The following is a 20,321-nucleotide window of genomic DNA, read 5'->3' as shown; positions in this document are numbered from 1 at the left end:
AATGTCGAAGGATTCGGGTAAGGGCGATAATCACGGCGGCGGACCGGGCAAGATCGAGATCACGGTGGTGGTGAACGGCCAGCCCACGCAGGTCGAAGCCAATCCCAACCAGCCGCTTCACGTCATTCGTACCAAAGCCCTTGAGAACACGCAGAATGTCGCCCAACCAGCCGAGAATTGGGAATTCAAGGATGAGGCCGGCAACTTGCTCGACGTCGACAAGAAGCTTGGCGATTTCGGTTTCCCGAATACTGTGACCCTGTTCCTCAGCCTGAAGGCGGGCGTCGCAGGTGCCTAAACCCCAAAGTGTGGATCCGGAGGTCTCCCGAGCGAAGTTTGATCGGGAGATCGGCCGGTTCCGGCCATATGCTGATGTCTATCGGGCTCAGGGCTGCTTCTTGATCGAGGCGACTTTTCCGCGCGCTTTCTTCATTTTCGCCAGCCCCAAGTTAAAGCCACGGGTGGTCAGCGCAGCGAGCGAGGTCGACTTCACCGACTACGACTTAAGACCACCGTCCGTGGTCTTCGTCGATCCGTTTACGCGTGATCCGATTGCCCGGAAAGATCTATACCTGAAAATGCTTAGACGTCCGCCGCTGCCCGGAACGCCGCCGGAGATGATAGGAGCTCTCATCCAGCAGAACGCCGTGCCGCTGACGGACTTCATCCAGGCCAACAGTCCCGAGGACGAACCATTCCTGTGCATGGCGGGCGTCCGGGAATACCACGACAATCCAGCCCATTCAGGTGATCCATGGCTACTTCATCGGGGTTCTGGCGAAGGCTGTTTGGCCTTCATCCTGGACAAGATCATCAAGTACGGAATCGTTCCTATAGAGCAGTTGCAGATTCAACTCCAACCGACAATCGTAGGAATGGTGGTATCCCCTCAGGCGATACAAGAATGACTGGTTTGAGAGATGTAACGATCGTGACTCTCCCGCGCGGCTGCATCTCGACCACGCATGGGCATCTGCGCTCAGTTGGTCGCGAGGGCAATGAGGGGATGGCACTTTGGGTCGGCGTTCAGGAAGACCGGCACTTTGCCGTAACAGAGACGGTTATCCCGGCGCAGCGTCACATTCGAACAAACGATGGCGTTTGCGTGATCGTTGCGGCCGAAGAACTGCACCGGCTCAATGTCTGGCTCTACAAAAGCGGCCTGAAACTCTTGGCCCAGATTCACAGCCATCCGGGCCGCGCCTACCATTCGACGACGGACGACGCTTATGCGGTTGCTACCACGGTTGGGTGTCTGTCGCTGGTGGTGCCGAATTTCGCCCGCGAGCCTTTCGATTTTGCTCGGGTCGCCGCCTATCGGCTTGACGAAAAGGCCAAATGGAATGCGCTCCCTCCCGCGGCACTGTCGCGAATGATCATGATATCGAGTTGAACAATGGCATTCGCTAACTTCATCGATCGCGCCGCCACGGCGGCATCTCAGGTCCTGGCCGATTTTCATCTGGGAGACTTCAAAGCAGCTCTTGAAAAGCAGGTCGTGGCAGTCGCCTTCGACCATCAGGCCGCTTCCTGCGCCGAAGGCCAGGCGACACTAGATCTTGCGGTGAGATTGCTCGCTAGGCTCTACCCGGTTCTGGCGATACTCCCGCTGGACAGCGCGGCGAGCTCTCAAGCCCAAGCGCTGGAGCGCTTGGCAAAGTCGATCAATCCAAAAGTCGGCATCCGGCGTTCCGGCAAGTCTGCCACCGTCTGCGTCGTTGCAGGGGTAACGCGCCCATCACTCCGGTGCCCGATCTTTTTCGTGGGATCGGACGGTTGGGCGGCAAAGCTGTCGCGTACGGACCCGGTGGGCTCTGGCCCAAGTCTGCTGCCTTATGGAGCTGGCGCCGCCAGTTGCTTCGGCGCCGCCAACGTCTTTCGAACTATCTTCGCCGCCCAGTTGACCGGCGCCGAGTTGGACGAAACCATCGACCTCTCGCTATGCAGCTACGACAAGACCAAAGCCGGGGAGGCTGGCCCGATCGACTTCCCAGTCGACCTTGGCGAAACCCACCTCGTTGGGCTCGGTGCGATAGGCCATGGCTCGCTTTGGGCGCTAGCGAGACAACCCGATCTCAAGGGTCGTCTGCATGTAATCGATCACGAAGCGATCGAACTCTCAAACCTGCAGCGCTACGCATTGGCCGGCCAGGCGGAGATTGGTATGTCCAAGGCGGTTCTTGCAGCCACCGCCCTTAGATCGACTGCCCTTGAGGTCGAGGCGCACCCTCTGACGTGGGCAGAATATGTTGCGCGCCGGGGCAATTGGGTCTTCGACCAAGTGGGTGTGGCGCTTGACACCGCCGCCGACCGTCTGGCTGTCCAAGGTGCACTGCCGCGATGGATCGCAAACGCTTGGACGCAGGAGCACGATCTCGGTATCTCCCGGCATGGTTTCGATGACGGCCAGGCTTGCCTTTGTTGCATGTACCTGCCATCCGGAAAATCCAAGGACGAGCACCAGCTGATTGCCGAGGAACTCGGAATACCGGAAGCACACGAGCAGGTGAAAACGCTCCTGCAGACCAATGCCGGAGTTCCCAACGACTTTGTAGTTCGCGTGGCTACAGCGATGGCTGTGCCGTTTGAACCGCTAGCCCCGTTTGTCGGCCAGCCCCTGCGCTCCTTTTATCAGCAGGCTATCTGCGGCGGTCTGGTGTTCCAGCTTAGCGAAGGAAGTCGCCGCGTTCGAACTGTGGTTCCGATGGCCTTTCAGTCGGTGCTTGCCGGGATTATGCTTGCCGCGGATTTGGTCAAACATAGTGCGGGGTTTCCCATGAGCCCGACGACGAGCACTCGGGTGAATCTTCTGCGCCCCCTTGGCTCTCACTTGCACGATCCGAAGGCCAAGGACTCCAGCGGCCGCTGCATCTGTAGCGACGACGATTTCATTGCCGCTTACAGGCGCAAATACGGCGAGCGCGTTGATCAGGTAAGCGATGTCTCGGCCGCCTTAGCAGACGCGCACCTCTCCGTGGACGCAGGGGGCGCGGCTTGTGGGCGTGACCATGGGCGCCATTATGACACGCTTGGCCCGCTCCTTTGCCGGCCTATCGTCCTCCGCGCATGATCCCTGACACCTCCTTGCCGACGTGATGATCCAGCACCAGCCGCCATGGCACCAGAGGCTGGTCAAACCTCCGTTGTTGGCCGGTTTGGACAGTGCTGCATCAGGTCTCGACCGACGTCTCGACAGTCAGGGCTGCTTCGACGGGTGTGAAGATGTCAACATCGACCCCAGGCGCCCGAATCGTCACAATCAGGGCGTACCGAGCCAGAGCGTCGACGCGTTCCAGGTAAGGCTTCTCCTTCCACCAGCCCCCGACCGGGAACACGCCGATCGCGTCACGCTCGGCGAGATCGGCGGCGCTGCCCGACCAGAAATCGGCGTGCAACGAGCCGCGATCGCGGAAGGTGCCGAGCAGCCACTCTTCTCCGCCTCCAGCAGGCGCCCCTTCCTCCTCGTCCCGAGCGGCCTGATTGATGCGGGCTCGGAATTCGTCGACTGTCTCGGTCGCTGACTTTACTCTGAACCGAAGACCATGGGACGCGTAACGATGCCGGCGGGTCCATCCGCGTTCACCGGGGTTGGGTTCGATGAAATAGGACAGCGTGACGCGGAGCTCGACCTGGGCAGCGCCGAGCGCCGCGAGCTGCTCCTTCGGCCAAGGCAGGCGATGCAGCTTCATGTCACGCGTTTTGGCAGCCGCGCCGCCCTCGCGCTGGAAAGGCTGAAGCTCATCTTCAACGATAAGCGTGAGGTCGTTCACCGTTGACAGAAGCGCGCGCCCAAGATCTGGCACGCCATAACCATAGCGCCGCACGAGCGCCTGGATCTCGCCCTTCGCTCCGTTGCACGCATCGATGCGTGCGCGCATCGCCGGAGTCCATTCGGCCGAGTGGACGATCAGGGCGCGAACCGTTTCAGGCCACAGCTCGGGGCGCGCTGATAGAATTAGTCCCGCCATCCGTGCGGCATGGGCCGTTGCCGCGCTCGTATCTCCGAGGGTGGTGAAGTGGCGCAGTTCGGGTCGATAGAAAGTGGTCAATATCTGCAGATCGTCGATCGGCTCGCCAGGCAACACACCGTCATGGGCGAGATTGCCGCCTTCGAAGACGACCTCGGGCTTCACCGGCCACTGCCTGTCCCAAACGACCGAAGTGCGACTGCGCGGCGAGAGCTCGCCCACCGGCGCGATCGGAGCGTAGCCCGCAAAGTCGGTGTCAATGATATCGACCTTTTCTGTGAAAGCGCCGACCGTCAGCGCATTCCAGGCCTGAGAAGGATCATCGACTGCTTCCAGATCGTTGCGCGTCAAATGCTCGGCCGGCATGAGGTCATCGCCGATGTTGCCGGCAGAGAGAACGATCAAGCGTCGCTGTTCCTCTTCGAAACAGAGTTGGTCGATAGCGGCAGACCACGATGTGGGCCTTCCACGCGCCGGACTGGCGCTTGTCACAGCCATTGCGATCGCGCGGCGGCGCTCCGGCGCCTGCACCTCGGCGCGGGCGATCGCTTCCGCGGTGATCGCGCCATAGAGTTCTGGATCGTTTGCCTCGTCTTCTGGCGGAAGGATACGAACACTCTCCAGCCGAAAGGGCAATGAACTGGATCGCCTCCGACCAGGAGCGGGACCAGATCACCGTACAGGCCGACACCTGCCATTCGCGTCCCGTGGCCGCTCCACGCAGGTGTGTCGTCGCTGCCCCATGCCGGTTTGACGGTGTGCCAGTCTTCAACGGCAAGTGCGGGTTCGATCAACGGGTGGGTGCGACGCACGCCGCTGTCGAGAATGCAGACCGCAATATCGGTTTGAGGCGGTCTGACGCGCCCGAGAAGCTCGTCGCTCCAGTCCCTTTGCTCCGCGCCGCCAAGGCCCATGAAGAAGGACGGCGTATCCTTCGCGCGCCGCAGCTCGGCGACGACATCGCTGTGCGCAATCATGCGGTCGAGCATTGCCGTGCTGGCGAGTGCCAGCATGACCACCCGCTCCGGAAACCTGACCGCATGCGTGCGCAAAGTGATGTTCAGGGCTTCGGCAATGTGCTCGAAGTTCTCGCGGCGACCGTCGCGCAGCCAGACTTCCCACCACACCTGCTCGTCAGCGGCCTGGGGGAAGAGGTCGTCGTGGTCGGTAAACAACAATCGTGCAGTCGCCAGCCTGACTGTCTCCATGCGGGAGACGAGCGGCTCGTTGCGCGGTCTGCCGCGGTCAGTGTCAACGTCTCGATACGCCTCGACTTTCCGCAAATAATAGGCTTGCGCGCTTTGCGGCAGGAACACCGACGCTGTGATGGGAGCACCGGGTTGAGTTGGCTCATGGACGGCGACCAGCTCCATGTGCTGGCGACGATCGGCCAACTGGTCGAGGGCCGCCCGTCCGGACATGGGCAGATCGATCTCGAGATAAAAGCCAGGCGTGCCGACCGACAGCTGGGGGTCACGCGCCGCAATCTGCTGGCGTGCACTTTCGACCGCTTGTTCGATGGATTGCGTCAAGGCCGCAGCATGCGACGCCCGATCACGCGCCGGCAGCGGCGGTGCATGTATAAGTTGGTTGGGCCGCCGATAGGCTTCCCGAATGCCGTTGTTGCGAAGGTGGATATGGGCGCGGTCGCGCGGAAAATCGTCTGCCATTATGATCTGTGCTGTCGCTACTCAGACAGCGAAGCCTGCCGGCGTTCCTTCAGAGCGTCGATGAGCGCTTCCGAGGTGATCCGCTTTCCCCCCCGCAATATGATGGTTTTTGCAGCGTCGTCGGCCGCGCGGGTGATCTCGGCCTGCGACAGTCTCTCTGCCTGAGAGATCGCCTCGTTCCAGGCAAGCCCTCTGGTGTCGAAGCGGTCGAGTCGAGCCCGAAGCAGCGCCTCGATAATCGGCCGATCGGGCACGGCGTATTCGATGACATCGTCGAAACGGCGGAACAAAGCTCTGTCGAGCAGCTCGGGATGATTTGTTGCCGCAATAATCAGGCTGTGGCTGTCGTCTTGCTCGAGAAACTGCAGAAACGAATTCAGCACGCGCCGAATCTCGCCAACATCCTGGCGTTCGCCTCGACGCGCGCCGATGGCATCGAATTCGTCAAAGAAGTAGACGCCCCGCGTCGCCTGCATTGCATCAAAAACAAGCCGCAGCTTTCCGGCAGTCTCTCCCATGAACTTGGTGATCAAACCATCGAGGACGATCGTGAAAAGGGGCAGATGAAGCTCCCCGGCCAATGCCGATGCGGTCATCGTCTTGCCTGATCCTGGCGGGCCGACCAGAAGCAGTTTGCGACGGGGAACAAGCCCGTGCTCGCGCAAGCTTGCTTGTTGGCGCTGCTCTCCCAGCACGCGGTGCAGGCGCGAGCGCAGACTGTCCGGCAAAATCATGTCGGTCAGTCGCAGGTCCGGATAGCGCACATGCAGGAGCCCTGCGAGCTCGCCCTTTGGCTGAAAAAGGGGAACCGGCCGACTGCTCTTGGCAATCCGGGCGTCCCTGCTCTTGGCTGCGTCGACCAGATCCTTGAGCTCCTGAGCAAGCTTGCCATGGCCTTGACGTGCCTCATGCGCAGCAAGCTGCATCGCGATAGAGAGGAAACGATCCTCGTCGCCGGCAATGTGGCTTTTAAGCAGCGTCACGATATGGCGGGCCGTGGTCATGGCTCTCTTCTGGGGTATCCGTTTACTTGGCGAAGCGCATGCAACCTAAACGCTTTCAACGGCGATTTGTATCGCGCAATGGTGTTTTTTCTCTTGCCGATGTTCGCCCGTGGCAACTTCAGCGGTGAACTGTTGCGCCGCGGTCATAGGCCAGCCGGAATAACGCCGGCCAGCAGACAACAGTCCGCATCTTCGAGCGCTCGAAGTCTGGCCACTCACGCAGCGTGTCGGGTCCGAACGCTCCAAAGCCGCCCCGCCTGGCAGGTCCATGCGACCGATTGCGGTCGTGCGGCCATAAGGTCTACGCGGGCTCGCATGGCTGCCCGCGCCGCTGGCTAAAAAAGCTGTACACCATCTCACGAAACACCAGGTCCGCTCCTTTGCCGGCCGACGGTCCATGAAATCCCCTCCCCACTCACGACACCGGAGACCTCCTTGCCCACATGGCGCTCAAGCACCGGCCGCCATGGCACCAGCGTGAACTCGCGCGACTTTTCAACGACGGCATATTTTCCGCTGGCAAGCTCGACGGAGCGGCGGAGCGTACCCTCTACTCGTCCTCCGGATCGCGCTTCGGCATAGGGCAGGCCAAGTTCCTCCGACAGTTGGCCAGCAACACGGTTCAGTTCTCGCTGGCGCAGGATCGAAAGCATGTTGGCTCGATAGACGATCCGATCCTGTTCTTCATGCGCGAGGCCTTGCGCGATCAGCCACTGCCGCCGGCGAGCTTGCGCCTCTCTCACGTCGCGGCCGAAGCCGGATCCGTGCAAAGGCTCGGGTCTATCGGCAACCAGCTCCCGGTCGAGCCAGGTGGCGCCGTTGAAGCTGACCTGTCGCTCCAGCGCCATTGAGGAGAGCTTGTCGGCAACGACAGGCTCGGCCCTGGCCCGCTGGCCCTCATAATTCGCGACGCGATCGAGATGGTCCGGCGCGATGAGCCAGGTGCCGTTCGGCTCTCGCTCGACGCCGCCGGTCGCGCGGCGGATCGCCTCCAGCCGCCGCACATGCGTTCGCGCAAAGCTCTCGGTGGCGGATGGGTCATGCTTCAGGTGCATATCGACGTCGTAACGGCCGCCATGCGCTGCGGCGATTTCGGCGATGGTACGATCGACCTGCCTCGGCTCGGTGTTCCTTGGCGCGACACGCACGATGCAGCCATTAGGCATCGTTTCCATCGCCTCGCCTCTACCGATGTCGATCCAATGGCTCTTACCGTCGACGGCGTCGACGATCATGTAATGGCGGTCATTGATCTCGTCGGCCAGTCCACGCGCGACAACGCGACCGACGAGAGACTGGACGGGCTCGCCGGCTCGATCGTGGATCACCCAGTCGGCGGCACTGCGGGCAAGCCCCTTGCCGGTCAGTTCGCGGTGCATGGTCTTGATGATGTCGCCGCGTTCGCCGGTGCGGCGCAGCGTGGCTTCGAGCTCATCGTCGAGGCGCCAGGAGCCAGCGCCGACCTCCGCGGCCAGACCCATCCGCTCGAGCTTGCGCAGCCGTCCCTGGTGCAGCGTCTGGCGAATGGCGTCGGGACCGCCCGGCGAGACCAGGCCGTCATCATCACGCATGCTGAGCAGCCGACGGTCGATGCTGGTGAAGCGTTCCTGCTCCATTTCCCGGCGCAGGCGAAGCTCAATCTCGCGGTCGGTTCGCGGACCGAGATCGAGGCTGACCAGCTCGGCCGCCCGCTCGCGGATGCCAGATGAGATATATTCGCGCGCGATGACCAGGTTCTCGCCACGGTCGTCCCTGCCACGGACGATGATGTGGCTGTGCGGGTGGCCGGTGTTGAAATGATCGACCGCGACCCAGTCGAGCTTCGTGCCGAGGTCTTCCTGCATCTGCGCCATGAGCCGCCGCGTCAGCGCCTTGAGGTCGTCGTACTCGATGCCGTCTTCGGCAGCGACGATGAAGCGGAACTGATGGCGGTCGCCGTCCGCGCGATCGATGAACGCCTTGCCGTCGACGCGGCCGCTGTCGGCGCCGTAGAGCTCGCCAGGTTCACCTTCGCGGGTGACGCCGTCGCGCTGAAGATAGCGTAGATGGGCACGCGCCCCGTCCGCGCCCTTGCCGGCGAGCTTGACGACCCGCGCCTTGACGATCACCCGGCGCTGGCGGAAGGCGGCATACCGGTCGCGCGATTTCAGCAGTGCGGCGGCCGCCCCGCCGCGCCCTGTCCGGCTTCCGGTGAAGCGACCACCGCGTTGCGGCCGGCCGCCAGCCCGGTTGATCGCCGCACGAACCTGGCCGGCATAGCGTTTGCCGGCCTTCGAGCCGCGCGACCCGATTTTGCCGAGCTTCGGCCTGAACTCGTCATCCTTAATGCGAGCCTCCCAGACATATCAAGCAAAATCAGATACTTACACGTCCAACCCTCTTGGCACCGGCGGCAGCCTCCCGGAAAAACGATGTGCAGACAAAGATTTAACCGCCTCCTGGAGGCGGTACCTTTATCTTGCCTTACGCGCCCAGCCCCGCCAGACGCGCCCCCGTCCGCCCATGGCTAACGCACCGGCTCCTTCGGCTGCGCGCCGTCCTTGCCGAGCGGCACGAAGAGATCGCCGTTTCGCACGCCTGAGTGAACACCGTCATGAATGAAGAACAGCGACCGTCCGAGAGGAGCGATTTGCGCCTTTGGAGCGACAGATTGGCTTTCGAACGCCTCGATGTCGGCCGCCGAAACTCCGGCCGCCTTGAGTTGGTCGAGGTACTCGACGGTCTCTTCTGGCAGCGGTTTGCCACGCTTCAAATGCTCGTCGTAGCGCTCGGGACCGGCATTGTAGGCGCCAAACAGGCCAGGAAATCCGAAGCGGTCATACATGGCACTGAGATAGGCCGTGCCGGCCAGGATATTGTCGCGCGGATCGTGGGGGTTAGGCCCAAGGCCGTGTTCGACCCGCATATCTTCATAGGTGCCGGGCATCACCTGCATGAGGCCCATGGCGCCAGCGGGGGAGGTGATGGGGCGGCAGTCGCGCATCGTCTTGCCGCCGCTTTCGGCAGCCATGACGGCATAGATCCAGGCTTGGGGAATATGGAAGCGCCGGCTTGCTTCCGATACCAACGTCTGCCACTTTCGCAGCTGCGGACTTTGGGAGATGGCGACCGGCTCAGCGCCGGTCGAGGCGGAACAGGCGCATGGCGCAATGGCGATCATGCCCAACAAGAGGAGGATCACTCGGTCCATAGTGGTACGAGCCTCCCGATGACATTTTGAGTGGGAACAGGCCCGAAATAGCGGCTGTCGAAGGAGCGGTTTTTGTCGCTGCCGAGCAGGAAAACCTCGTTATCCCCAAGCGCTCGGCAGCCGTTCCACCATGGCAAAGGTCGGCCTTCGGCGTCGATTTTGAGCCGGCGCGCGACGATGTCGCCGCCGATGATGATGGCGTCATTGAAGGCGCAGACATTATCGTCCGGCAGCGCTGCAAGACGTTTTGCCAGCGGCACATTGCGAGGCAGATAGCTGCGCTCGGCGGCGAGATACGCCGCGTATTCAGGCGGGCGCACGAGCACGAGATCGCCACGCGCCAGCGCTCCCGCAGCGATGCGGTAAAGGCCGATCGGCGCGCTGGCCGAGGCGTTCCAGACCAGCCAAGGGGTGGGCTTTCCCAGCGCCGTGAAGCCCAAAAGACCGAGACCGGCCGCGGCCAAGGCGACCGTCTTACGGGCTCGAACACGCCTCAGGCGGCTGCCGATCAGATGGATGGAAGGGCGCCGCCTCATGAACGGCCTCCCGTGCCGCCCTGGCCGGAACCGGCCTTGCCATCGCCGGCGGTGGAGTGCTGCGGGTGTCCTTTCGACCAATGGTCGAGTTCGTCGATGTGATAGCGGACATAGCGGCCGTGCTTGCGGAATTTCGGGCCGCCGCCCTTGAGCCGCATCTTTTCGAGCGTGCGCTGGGAGAGCCCGATATAGAAGGCGGCTTGGGCTGTGCTGAGAAACGGGCTGCCCTTTTTCGCGCGGGCCGCGCGTTCGTTTTCGTCGTCCATGATGATCCTCGTTTCGCTTCGGACAAGCGAGGGGGAGGATGGGCGAGGGAGATCGTCTCGGGGACGGGGGAAGAGTCGGGGGAGAGTTTTCGCCGCCTTTTAGGCCGGACGGGGTTTGGGTGGAACTCGTGGGAATGAGCCCCACGCCGGGGCTGCGGCGCGAGGCTCTATGTCGGCCGATCAGTCGGCCGGGTTCCAGATGATGGCGTAGGTGTCGTCATCGTCCTGGCCGGCGGCGCGGCCGAGATTGGCGTAGAGCTTGCGCGGTCCGAACTCCGGCGCTGCAATCGACAGGCTCACATAATCCTTGCCGGAAGTCTCGCCGGTGCGGATCCAGCCGGCGCCAACTTCGACCCCTTGCGTAAGCACCCGGAAGTCGGGATGGTTATCGGCGCTCTTGGCCTGGTTGGGGACGATATCGATGTCGGCGCGGACGCTGAGCGTCTTGAGCTGGCCCTTGTAGGCGCCGTTTTCCTGCTTGTTGACGTAACCGATCGCGGTCATTTCGAAGTCTCCTTTTTTGCTTTCGCCGGGGACCATCCCCTGCGATGGCGTACCGTAATGGGCGCGTCAGGACCGCCTGAACCCGACAGGGCCGCAGCGACAGCGAAGGACCCGAGCGGGCAGCTTTTTTGTGAGCGAAGCGGCGCGAGGAAGCCGCCGCAGGCGGCGGGGAAAAAAGCTGATGGCGAGGGTTTCGGGCGGCCGGACCCGCCCATAGGTCGACAAGCCAGCCGCAGGGATGGTCCTTGGAGAGAGCATGGAGACCGCTCGCCAAGTGCGGTCTGTCAGCCAAGCAGGACGCCGGGAATGAAACGGCCTGCAAAGATGCTGCGCCCTTATGCCGGATCGAGATCGTGCCAGCGGGTCGGGCGCCAGAGCAGACATCCGGCATGGTGCGATCGATGAAAGCAGGGCTCGCCAGCGGGAATCTGATACGCGAAGGGGCCAAAGCAAGGCTGGATGAGAAGCCGGTGCTACCTGCAGGTCCAGTGTCAGGCGGCGGCGCTCGGGAAGCCGCTACGCAACGTGACGCGCTCTTATGAGACGAACAGACCGGCCCCTTTCGATCGACCGGTGGGCGGCGCGAAACGCGTCATGCCTGTCCGAAAGCTGACAGTGGCAGAAGACGCATGTCGGGTTCCGCACAATCGACCATGCTGGATTTGTGGAGGTTTTCAGGGAGAGCCATGCGTTCACTACCCAGTGAGCTTTGGCACGGCATTTGCACTAGAGATGTGGCAACACGGATCGAAGGTTGACTGCATGCACAAGCGCGAGATGAGCAATGCTCTCCTTTCCTGGAGGCTTGGCAGCAGATTCGATTGTGACGTTGCGAGGAGCTTCAGCCGCTCGCGGCGGAAGTGATCTCAAATCTGAAGGCACCGTTGGGGCCGCAGCCATCAAACACATCTTTCTCTTTTTCGCAGCTCGTCATCAACGCGATGCGGACTTCTTCGCGTCGACGGCGGCCGAAGGTGGAGAAGGGCTCGACTTGCAAAAAGGAGTTGTCAATGACGTCTTACGTTCGCACCAACAGCCCGGCGCAGGTGCGCTCACTGTCCACCTTTGGCAAGCATCTGCAAAGGAGCGTGCTGACGGCGACGCTGCTTGCCGCGGCTTCGACGGGAAGTGAAGCGCAGCCCTATGTTCGTGCTGACGGCAGCACGACTGACGACTTGGAAGCGGCGCGCGCAAGTTGGCGTCATGACGCCGAATTCAATGGAAATGTGGGGCTCGCAGCCATCAACGCGGATGCGCGTATGCGTTGGGTTCCACCGGGGAGGGGGCCAGAGCTCCTCGCCTGCCCTCGTCCGTCTTGACGAGTGCCCGCTTACAGCCTACCTCACTATCGCGTTAGCACTCGTCCATCGCGAGTGCTAACAAAAACCCCTCAACATCCGCACCAGGGAAAAATCCGAAAATGGCAAAGTCGAAGTTCCGCCCGCTGCATGACCGCGTGGTCGTTCGCCGGGTCGAATCCGAATCCAAGACCGCTGGCGGGATCATCATCCCGGATACGGCAAAGGAAAAGCCGCAGGAAGGCGAGATCATCGCCGTCGGCTCCGGCGCCCGCGACGAAGCTGGCAAGCTCGTCCCACTGGACGTCAAGGCTGGCGACCGCATCCTGTTCGGCAAGTGGTCGGGCACGGAAGTCAAGCTCAATGGCGAAGACCTTCTGATCATGAAGGAATCCGACATCATGGGCATCATCGGCTCATATCAGGCCCTTTCGTCAACTGAATTCCCGGGCTCGATTGAAGCCCCTGCCAGGAGCTAAAAATGGCTGCCAAAGACGTAAAATTCTCCCGTGATGCCCGCGAGCGCATGCTGCGCGGCGTCAACATCCTCGCCGACGCGGTGAAGGTCACGCTCGGCCCCAAGGGCCGCAACGTCGTCATCGACAAGTCGTTCGGCGCCCCGCGCATCACCAAGGACGGCGTCACCGTCGCCAAGGAAATCGAGCTTGAGGACAAGTTCGAGAACATGGGCGCGCAGATGGTCCGCGAAGTTGCTTCGAAGACCAACGACATCGCCGGCGACGGCACCACGACCGCGACCGTTCTGGCACAGTCGATCGTCCAGGAAGGCCACAAGGCCGTTGCCGCCGGCATGAACCCGATGGACCTGAAGCGCGGCATCGACCTCGCGGTAACCGACGTCGTTGCGACGCTGATCAAGAACGCCAAGAAGATCAAGACCTCCGAAGAGGTTGCCCAGGTCGGCACCATCGCCGGCAACGGCGATGCTTCGGTCGGCAAGATGATCGCCGAAGCAATGCAGAAGGTCGGCAACGAAGGCGTCATCACGGTTGAGGAAGCCAAGACCGCCGAGACCGAACTCGAAGTCGTCGAAGGCATGCAGTTCGACCGCGGCTACCTCTCGCCCTACTTCGTCACCAACGCCGACAAGATGGTTGCCGAGCTCGAGGACGTCTACATCCTCCTGCACGAGAAGAAGCTGTCCAACCTCCAGGCCATGCTGCCGGTTCTCGAAGCCGTCGTGCAGACCTCGAAGCCGCTGCTCATCATCTCGGAAGACGTCGAAGGCGAGGCTCTGGCCACGCTGGTCGTCAACAAGCTGCGTGGCGGCCTGAAGATCGCCGCCGTCAAGGCGCCGGGCTTCGGTGATCGCCGCAAGGCCATGCTGGAAGACATCGCCATCCTCACCGGTGGCCAGGTCATCTCGGAAGACCTCGGCATCAAGCTCGAGAATGTCGGCCTCAACATGCTCGGCCGCGCCAAGAAGGTGTCGATCTCCAAGGAGAACACCACCATCGTCGACGGCGCCGGCAAGAAGGCCGAGATCCAGGGCCGCGTTGCCCAGATCAAGCAGCAGATCGAAGAGACCACTTCGGACTACGACAAGGAGAAGCTGCAGGAACGTCTGGCCAAGCTCGCCGGCGGCGTTGCGGTGATCCGCGTCGGCGGTGCGACGGAAGTCGAAGTCAAGGAAAAGAAGGACCGCGTCGATGACGCCCTCAACGCGACCCGCGCGGCCGTCGAAGAAGGCATCGTTCCCGGCGGTGGCGTCGCGCTCCTGCGCGCTTCGCTGAGCATCAAGGCGACCGGCGCCAACTCCGACCAGACCGCGGGCATCGCCATCGTGCGTCGCGCGCTGCAGGCTCCGGCCCGCCAGATCGCGGCCAACGCCGGTGCGGAAGCATCGATCGTTGCCGGCAAGATCCTCGAGAATAAGGGCCCGACGTTCGGCTTCAATGCCCAGACCGGCGAATATGGCGACATGATCGCCATGGGTATCGTCGATCCGGTCAAGGTCGTGCGCACGGCTCTCCAGGATGCGGCCTCGGTCGCCGGCCTGCTGGTCACCACCGAAGCCATGATCGCGGAGGCTCCGAAGAAGGAGTCGGCTGGCGGCGGCATGCCAGGCGGCATGGGCGGCGGCGGCATGGGCGGCATGGGCGGCATGGATTTCTAATCCAACCCATCAGCCTTCAGATACGGAAAGGGCGCCGAAAGGCGCCCTTTTTCGTTGCCATCGGACGATCATGCTCTGAGGTGACCCGAGAGACGTGTCGGATTGAGGAGCTTGATCACAAGCAAGGGGCGCGCATTCTACACGGGCGCGGCGGCGCAGAATCGCCGAGCGGTATCGGCAGGGCTCCACGCCGGCTTCGATGCGATGAAGGCCATAAAATATCAGCGTGCGGCTACAGCGACCTCTTTGGCCGGCAAGGCACCTTCTATCAGCGCGGCGACTTCATCGGCCACCGCCAGCACCGGGGCGCGGTCGCGGGTGGCGCGCGCGATCACCATCAGCCCTTCCAGCGATGATTCGACAAGCAACGCCAGAGCGTGAGCGCGGCGCTCGGGCACCCCTGCCCTGACGAAGGCCGCCTGCAGCAAGCCTACCCATTGCTGGAAAGCCGACCGGCATAATTCGGCCAGCTCCGGCATGTCGGCCGGCGAGTCCAGCACTACAGGCGCGACCGGACAGCCAAGCGTGAACTGGTTGTCCTCCAGCATGCGTGCGACCGCCTGGTAGATGTGGTGGACGGCCACCGCCGGGTCCTGCTCGGCGGCGAGCGCCTCACCCATCCATTGCGTGACCTTTTCGACGCTGTCGCGCGTCACCTCGATGACCAGTTGGTCCTTGCCGCCCGGAAAATGAAAATAGAGCGATCCTCTTGGCGCACCGGAGGCGCTCAAAATGTCGTTGAGCGAGGTGCCGTGATAGCCGCGCTGCCTCAGCAGCAGCGCCGTCGCCTCGATCATGCGGGTGCGGGTATCGTTCGCCATGTCAACCTCTGTCAGGAGTGAGCACTATAGGCCTTGCGCCGAATATGACAATCGGTCTATATATTATGTAGATCGGTCTATATATTGGATTTCATCGAAGAGGAGAAAAGCGAATGACCATCCGTGAAGCAGAAGCCCAATGGCAAGGGTCGTTGAAAGAAGGTTCGGGCCGGCTTCGGCTCGGCAGCGGCGTCTTCGAAGGTGCATATTCCTTCCCGTCGCGCTTCGAGAACGGTCCCGGCACGAACCCCGAGGAACTGATCGCGGCGGCGCATGCCGGCTGCTTTTCGATGGCGCTGAGCGCCATAGCCGGCAGCGGCGGCCATGTCCCCGCACGGATCCACACCGTCGCCAAGGTGCACCTCGGCACGAGCAAGGCGGGACCGACGATCATCCGCATCGATCTTGAAACGGAAGCCGAAATCCCGGGCCTGGCGCCCGAGGAATTCCAGCGCCTTGCCCAGTCTGCGAAAGCGACATGCCTGGTCTCACGCGCTTTGGCTGGTGTGGCTGACATCACGCTCAAGGCCGACTTGGTCACGGCCGCGGAGAAATGAAATCAGGAGATACTGAGATGAAACAGGATAGCATCATGGTTGTCCATCCAGACGACCAATCCAGACAGACGGCCGAGATCATGCGGCGCTACAACGACATGTTCCAGCTTCATGATCCATCGACACTCCCGGGCCTGGTCGCAGAGGACTGCGTCATCGAAAATACCGTGCCGGCGCCGGACGGCGCCCGCCATGCCGGCCGGGAGGCGTGCGTGCGCCTGTGGTCGGCGATAGCCAGCGAACCCGGCACCCGCTTCGACATCGAGGAGACCTTCGTCGCCGGTGAGCGGGCGACAATCCGCTGGCGTTACTGGCGTGCCGACGGCAACTCCATCCGTGGCGTCAATCTGATGCGCGTAGCGGACGGGCTGATCGTCGAGGCGATGGGTTATGTGAAGGGATAGGTTTGGCGCTGCCCCCTCATTGCCCTGCCGGGCATTTCTCCCCGTATAGTGACGGGGGAAAAAGCTGCCTTCGCGAAAGATTTCGCCAATCTCAAGCGTTAAAGGAAGGATGCCAGGTTGCGGCCAGCCCCCTTCTCCCCGTCCTAGACGGGGAGAAGATGCCGGCAGGCAGATGAGGGGCGGCGCCAGCTTCGACGACTGCCCGCGATCCTTACTGTCTACCGGTCCGTCAGCGCCAGTTTTGCGCCGAGCGCGACGAAGGCGCCGGCGAAGGTGCGGCGCATCCAGGTCAGCACCATCGGCCGCGATACGACATGGCTGCGGATCGAGGCGGCGAAGATGCCGTAGCCGACGAAGACGACGAAGGTCAGAAGCATGAAGACGGTGCTGAGCTCCAGCATCTTCGACAGCGCATGCGGTTCGGTGGTGCTGACGAACTGCGGCAGGAAGGCGAAGAAGAAGATCGACAGCTTCGGGTTGAGGATGTTGATGAGGATGCCCGAGGTGATCACCTTGCCTACCGAGCGCGGCGCGACATCCTGCCCGACGTTCAAGCCGCCGCTCTCCTTCAACGTGTTCCACGCCATGTAGAGCAGGTAGGCGACGCCCAGATATTTGATCGTCTCGAAGGCGAGTGCGCTGGTGTGCAGCAACGCCGCCAGCCCGGTGATGGCGGCCGCCATATGCGGAATGATGCCGAGCGTGCAACCAAAAGCAGCGACAATGCTGGCGCGCGCGCCACGCGAAAGCCCGGCGCTCAGCGTATAAAGAACGCCGGTGCCGGGCGAAGCCACGACAATCAGCGACGTCAACAAGAATTCGATGCTCACGGCTGGTCTCCCGGCGTTGTCCTGCCACCGGCAACGTAGCCAGCGAAACGCGCGGGCACAAGCCAGCCCGAGGGCCGTTAGGCCTCATTTCGAATTTCGGCTCACGACCCTTCTTTGCCCTTTGTTCGGAGGACTTCTAAGGCAAGCATTGACCCCTGAAGCGACATTCGCATTGAGGTCAACAGCGAGTCTGATTGACTGGCTGCCGCATCGGCGCATAGTCGTCGACTAACGCGATGTCCCCTTTGGGGAACAGTCGTATGAGGGGAGGCAAGCCATGGAAGTCGCAGGTGGCGCTCGTGCCGACGTCCACGTCCCGTATATTCTCGTCCATTCCGATCGCGAGATCAGGCGTCTCAGCCATCAGGCGGGCATCATTAACCCGATCACGCGAAGAATCTTGCTGTCTGCGGGCATAAGTCCCGGGATGCGCGTGCTCGACGTCGGCTGTGGCGCGGGCGACGTTACATTCCTGGTTTCCGAGATGGTAGGCAGCGAAGGTCAGGTCATCGGCGCTGATCGGGCTCCAGCGGCCCTTGCGGCGGCGGAGGGGCGCGCGGCGACGCATCCGATCCAGAATGTCAGCTTCCGTGAAGGCGATCCCGCGGCACTCTCGTTCGACCGACCGTTCGACGCCGTGATCGGCCGCTATGTTCTGATGTTTCAAGCCGATCCTGTGGCCATCCTGCGAGGCGTCGCTCGCCATCTCCGGCCTGGAGGGATCATCGTCTTCCATGAGCCGGATTGGGACGGCTGTCGATCCAGCCCGCCGGCGCCGACCTACGACGACTGCTGTCGATGGATCGTCGAGACGTTCCGGCGCAGCGGTATCGAGACCAACATGGGTATCAAGCTCGATGCGGCATTCCGCGCGGCTGGATTGACCGCGCCCTCAATGCACTTGGAGGCGGTCGTTGGAGGAACCAAGAGCGGTTTCGGATGGTCACACCAGACCGCTGAACTCATTGTCACGATGCTGCCGGAAATCCAGAGCCGGGGAGTTGCGACGGCCGCTGAGGTCGATATTGAAACCTTGGGACAGCGCATGCAGCGCGAAATCGAGGCGGGTAGCGTGATCGTGAGCCGCTCGGAAGTGGGCGCCTGGTCGCGTGCCCCGACCTAGCCATGACAAAACTGGAGCGACAGGGTAGCCCGTAACAATCCTTCTCCTGGGTTCTGGGCTGCTGCCTTGCAGGAAGACCAAGGCGAATGTCCCGCTCCTGGCAACGTGCTTGTTCTCGCAGATGAACCGAACAGCGACTTCCCACCCATCCCGGGCGCTCCCTCGTCTGATCGCTTCCTCAGGCGAACCATGCACTGCTTGCCCTGGTATCACCATGATCGGCCTGACCTTCGAACGACCCCTCGCTGCGAAAGAAACCAGTCTGGAACGCTTCTTGACGACGATGCCGTATAAGCTAGAACTTGTCCTTGCGCCGTGACCACCTCCTCCTGAAGCAGGATAACCGTCATGTGTCACAAATCCTTTGGATCGCAGGAGCTGACAAAAGGCGAGGTCGTGGCGCATGCCGTGTCCTTCGCCGCAGCCGTTTTCTCTGCCCGCACGGCTTTCATGATCCTTCGCTCAGGCAGAGAAATGCTTGCGGCAGCCCTCGTGCTCGGACTTTGCGCAACTGCGGCCGCTGACGACGTGCTTTTCGAAAACGTCCGCATCTTCGACGGAAAAGGCGCTGCACTTTCGGCCCCATCCAATGTGCTGGTCGAGGGCAATGTGATCGCGCGGATCTCGACAAGTCCCATCGCGGCCGAAGACGCGCGGCGCATTGCCGGCAACGGGCGAACGCTAATGCCGGGGCTGATCGATGCGCATTGGCACGCAATGCTGATTGCGTCCACGCCGGCAGAGGCGATGGGCGACGTCGGCTTCGCCAATCTTGCGGCCGGCGACGAGGCAACGGATACGCTGATGCGCGGCTTCACCACCGTTCGCGACGTGGGCGGGCCGGCGTTCGGCCTCAAGCGCGCGATAGATCAAGGCATCATAGCGGGACCACGCATCTATCCGTCCGGAGCCATGATCACCGTGACCAGCGGGCATGGGGATTTCCGCCAGCTCAGCGATTTGCCTCGGACGATCGGCGGCTTGTTCACTCCCATGGAGAGGAACGGCGGCAGCATAGTTGTGGACAGCCCCGACGAGGTGCGTTTGCGTGCCCGCGAGCAGTTCATGCAGGGGGCCGCGCTGCTGAAGTTGACAGCGGGCGGCGGAGTGTCGTCGCCCCACAGCCCGCTCGACGTCACCACCTTCACCGAGCCCGAACTGCGGGCCGCCGTTGAAATTGCCGAAAATTGGGGCACCTACGTCGCCGCGCACGCCTTCACCTCGGATGCGATCCGGAAGGCTATCGCGGCTGGCGTTAAGTGCATCGAACACGGCTTCCTCATGGACGAGGCAACCGCCAAGCTGATCGCCGAAAAGGACATTTGGCTGAGCTTGCAGCCGCTTCCCGAATTGATGAGGACAGGCCTCCGGGAGGGTTCGGTCGAGCGAGCCAAGGCCGATGAAGTGTGGCCGGGCATTGGCAGGACCTACGAACTCGCCAAGAAATACAAGATCAAGACGGCATGGGGCACCGATGTCCTGTTCTCCCGCGCGTTGGCGAAGCAGCAGGGGGCAATCCTGGCGTCGCTCGTCCGTTGGTACACGCCTGCCGAAGCGCTCGTCATGGCGACCGGGACAAATGCCGAGCTGCTCGCGCTGTCGGGCCGTCGCAACCCCTATCCGGGGAAACTCGGCGTGATCGAAGAAGGCGCGCTCGCGGACCTCCTGCTCGTCGAAGGCAATCCGCTGGAGAACCTCGACGTGGTGGCCGATCCAGCCAACAACTTCAAAATCATCATGAAAGATGGCCTGATCTACAAAAACGCTATCTAGGCCCGTTACTACAGCGTCGACAGCCCATGCGCCTTGCGCGCCATCAGGCAATCGTCGCCACCGGGCATGCAGGCGCGGCAGACGTCCGGTCGGACCTCGTAGATGCCACAGGCGGTCGACTTGCCGACCTCCCCGGAAAGCGCCGAGCAGCGCACGCCGTCGCAGCGCATGCCGGCCTCGTCGGCAGCCACATAGTCTTGCGGGATCCGGTCGAGCTGCGCGCCATCTTCGGCGGAGAAG

General features: G+C 62.4%; 18 protein-coding genes and 3 pseudogenes. 11 read left to right on the top strand and 10 right to left on the bottom strand.

The features are described 5' to 3' along the window. The first annotated feature begins 1 nt into the window (after position 1). From EOB36_RS16215 to EOB36_RS16200, 4 genes are read left to right on the top strand one after another with little or no spacing between them, the layout of a single operon-like run. The gene (locus EOB36_RS16215; RefSeq protein WP_024505654.1) at positions 2–298 is read left to right on the top strand and encodes a DUF2604 domain-containing protein; all 297 of its coding nucleotides are present in this window, start codon (positions 2–4) and stop codon (positions 296–298) included. Next, positions 291–908, top strand: coding sequence for a putative metal-binding protein (locus EOB36_RS16210; RefSeq protein WP_091595799.1), 618 nt, complete (start codon positions 291–293; stop codon positions 906–908). Before EOB36_RS16215 ends, EOB36_RS16210 begins: the two co-directional genes overlap by 8 nt. Continuing rightward, positions 905–1,393: a Mov34/MPN/PAD-1 family protein gene (locus EOB36_RS16205; protein WP_091595801.1), complete on the top strand. Its 489-nt coding sequence runs from the start codon at positions 905–907 to the stop codon at positions 1,391–1,393. The genes EOB36_RS16210 and EOB36_RS16205 overlap by 4 nt, the downstream gene beginning before the upstream one ends. A 3-nt stretch (positions 1,394–1,396) precedes the next feature. Continuing rightward, positions 1,397–3,070, top strand: a complete 1,674-nt coding sequence (locus EOB36_RS16200) for an E2 ligase fold family C protein (protein ID WP_245330028.1) — start codon at positions 1,397–1,399, stop codon at positions 3,068–3,070. Positions 3,071–3,170: 100 nt separating this feature from the next. Here the strand turns inward: EOB36_RS16200 and EOB36_RS16195 are convergent. The 7 genes and pseudogenes from EOB36_RS16195 to EOB36_RS16165 all read right to left on the bottom strand — a co-directional run bounded on the left by EOB36_RS16195 (position 3,171) and on the right by EOB36_RS16165 (position 11,138). Continuing rightward, positions 3,171–5,638, bottom strand: a pseudogene (locus EOB36_RS16195) (S8 family peptidase). Between the two features lie 17 nt (positions 5,639–5,655). Next, the gene (locus EOB36_RS16190; protein WP_095488552.1) at positions 5,656–6,642 is read right to left on the bottom strand and encodes an ATP-binding protein; all 987 of its coding nucleotides are present in this window, start codon (positions 6,640–6,642) and stop codon (positions 5,656–5,658) included. A 356-nt stretch (positions 6,643–6,998) separates the two neighbouring features. Further along, the gene (rlxS, locus tag EOB36_RS16185) at positions 6,999–8,969 is read right to left on the bottom strand and encodes a relaxase/mobilization nuclease RlxS (RefSeq protein ID WP_128285229.1); all 1,971 of its coding nucleotides are present in this window, start codon (positions 8,967–8,969) and stop codon (positions 6,999–7,001) included. A gap of 179 nt (positions 8,970–9,148) precedes the next feature. After that, a complete protein-coding gene (locus EOB36_RS16180) occupies positions 9,149–9,832 on the bottom strand; it encodes a transglycosylase SLT domain-containing protein (protein ID WP_128285228.1) in 684 nt (227 codons plus the stop codon). Beyond that, entirely contained in the window at positions 9,820–10,368 is a 549-nt protein-coding gene (locus tag EOB36_RS16175; RefSeq protein ID WP_029354919.1) for a S26 family signal peptidase, read from the bottom strand. Before EOB36_RS16175 ends, EOB36_RS16180 begins: the two co-directional genes overlap by 13 nt. Next, positions 10,365–10,634: a helix-turn-helix domain-containing protein gene (locus EOB36_RS16170; protein WP_029354917.1), complete on the bottom strand. Its 270-nt coding sequence runs from the start codon at positions 10,632–10,634 to the stop codon at positions 10,365–10,367. The genes EOB36_RS16175 and EOB36_RS16170 overlap by 4 nt, the downstream gene beginning before the upstream one ends. A gap of 180 nt (positions 10,635–10,814) precedes the next feature. Next, a complete protein-coding gene (locus EOB36_RS16165) occupies positions 10,815–11,138 on the bottom strand; it encodes a DUF736 domain-containing protein (RefSeq protein ID WP_008871905.1) in 324 nt (107 codons plus the stop codon). 784 nt (positions 11,139–11,922) lie between these two features. Here EOB36_RS16165 and EOB36_RS34400 point away from each other — a divergent pair. From EOB36_RS34400 to groL, 3 genes and pseudogenes are all read left to right on the top strand, one after another. After that, positions 11,923–12,270, top strand: a complete 348-nt coding sequence (locus EOB36_RS34400) for a hypothetical protein (RefSeq protein WP_126038541.1) — start codon at positions 11,923–11,925, stop codon at positions 12,268–12,270. Between the two features lie 288 nt (positions 12,271–12,558). After that, positions 12,559–12,852, top strand: a pseudogene (gene groES, locus EOB36_RS16155) (co-chaperone GroES); the annotation flags it as partial. Positions 12,853–12,917: 65 nt separating this feature from the next. Then, a complete protein-coding gene (gene groL, locus EOB36_RS16150; protein ID WP_128285227.1) occupies positions 12,918–14,573 on the top strand; it encodes a chaperonin GroEL in 1,656 nt (551 codons plus the stop codon). A gap of 221 nt (positions 14,574–14,794) precedes the next feature. Here groL and EOB36_RS16145 read toward each other — a convergent pair whose 3' ends face one another. Continuing rightward, positions 14,795–15,394: a TetR/AcrR family transcriptional regulator gene (locus EOB36_RS16145; protein ID WP_095489275.1), complete on the bottom strand. Its 600-nt coding sequence runs from the start codon at positions 15,392–15,394 to the stop codon at positions 14,795–14,797. Positions 15,395–15,507: 113 nt separating this feature from the next. Between EOB36_RS16145 and EOB36_RS16140 the strand changes: the two genes are divergently transcribed. Continuing rightward, positions 15,508–15,951 carry an OsmC family protein gene (locus EOB36_RS16140; RefSeq protein WP_128285226.1) on the top strand — a complete coding sequence of 148 codons (444 nt, stop codon included), beginning with the start codon at positions 15,508–15,510 and terminating at the stop codon, positions 15,949–15,951. Positions 15,952–15,968: 17 nt separating this feature from the next. Beyond that, positions 15,969–16,355, top strand: a complete 387-nt coding sequence (locus tag EOB36_RS16135; protein ID WP_095489277.1) for a nuclear transport factor 2 family protein — start codon at positions 15,969–15,971, stop codon at positions 16,353–16,355. 218 nt (positions 16,356–16,573) lie between these two features. Here the strand turns inward: EOB36_RS16135 and EOB36_RS16125 are convergent, their stop codons facing one another. Next, positions 16,574–17,185, bottom strand: coding sequence for a LysE family translocator (locus EOB36_RS16125; protein WP_095489278.1), 612 nt, complete (start codon positions 17,183–17,185; stop codon positions 16,574–16,576). A 277-nt stretch (positions 17,186–17,462) separates the two neighbouring features. Here EOB36_RS16125 and EOB36_RS16120 point away from each other — a divergent pair, with 277 nt between their 5' ends. Next, the gene (locus tag EOB36_RS16120) at positions 17,463–18,308 is read left to right on the top strand and encodes a class I SAM-dependent methyltransferase (RefSeq protein ID WP_095489279.1); all 846 of its coding nucleotides are present in this window, start codon (positions 17,463–17,465) and stop codon (positions 18,306–18,308) included. A 474-nt stretch (positions 18,309–18,782) separates the two neighbouring features. Continuing rightward, on the top strand, positions 18,783–20,081 hold the full coding sequence (locus tag EOB36_RS16115) for an amidohydrolase family protein (RefSeq protein WP_128285231.1): 1,299 nt from the start codon (positions 18,783–18,785) through the stop codon (positions 20,079–20,081). Between the two features lie 8 nt (positions 20,082–20,089). Here EOB36_RS16115 and EOB36_RS16110 read toward each other — a convergent pair. Further along, a pseudogene (locus tag EOB36_RS16110) lies at positions 20,090–20,321 on the bottom strand (YkgJ family cysteine cluster protein); the annotation flags it as partial.

The organism is Mesorhizobium sp. M6A.T.Cr.TU.017.01.1.1, assembly GCF_004023115.1.
Taxonomy (GTDB): Bacteria; Pseudomonadota; Alphaproteobacteria; order Rhizobiales; family Rhizobiaceae; genus Mesorhizobium; species Mesorhizobium mediterraneum.
The sequence above is the reverse complement of the archived record's forward strand: the minus strand, read 5'-3'. Positions and strand labels throughout refer to the sequence as shown.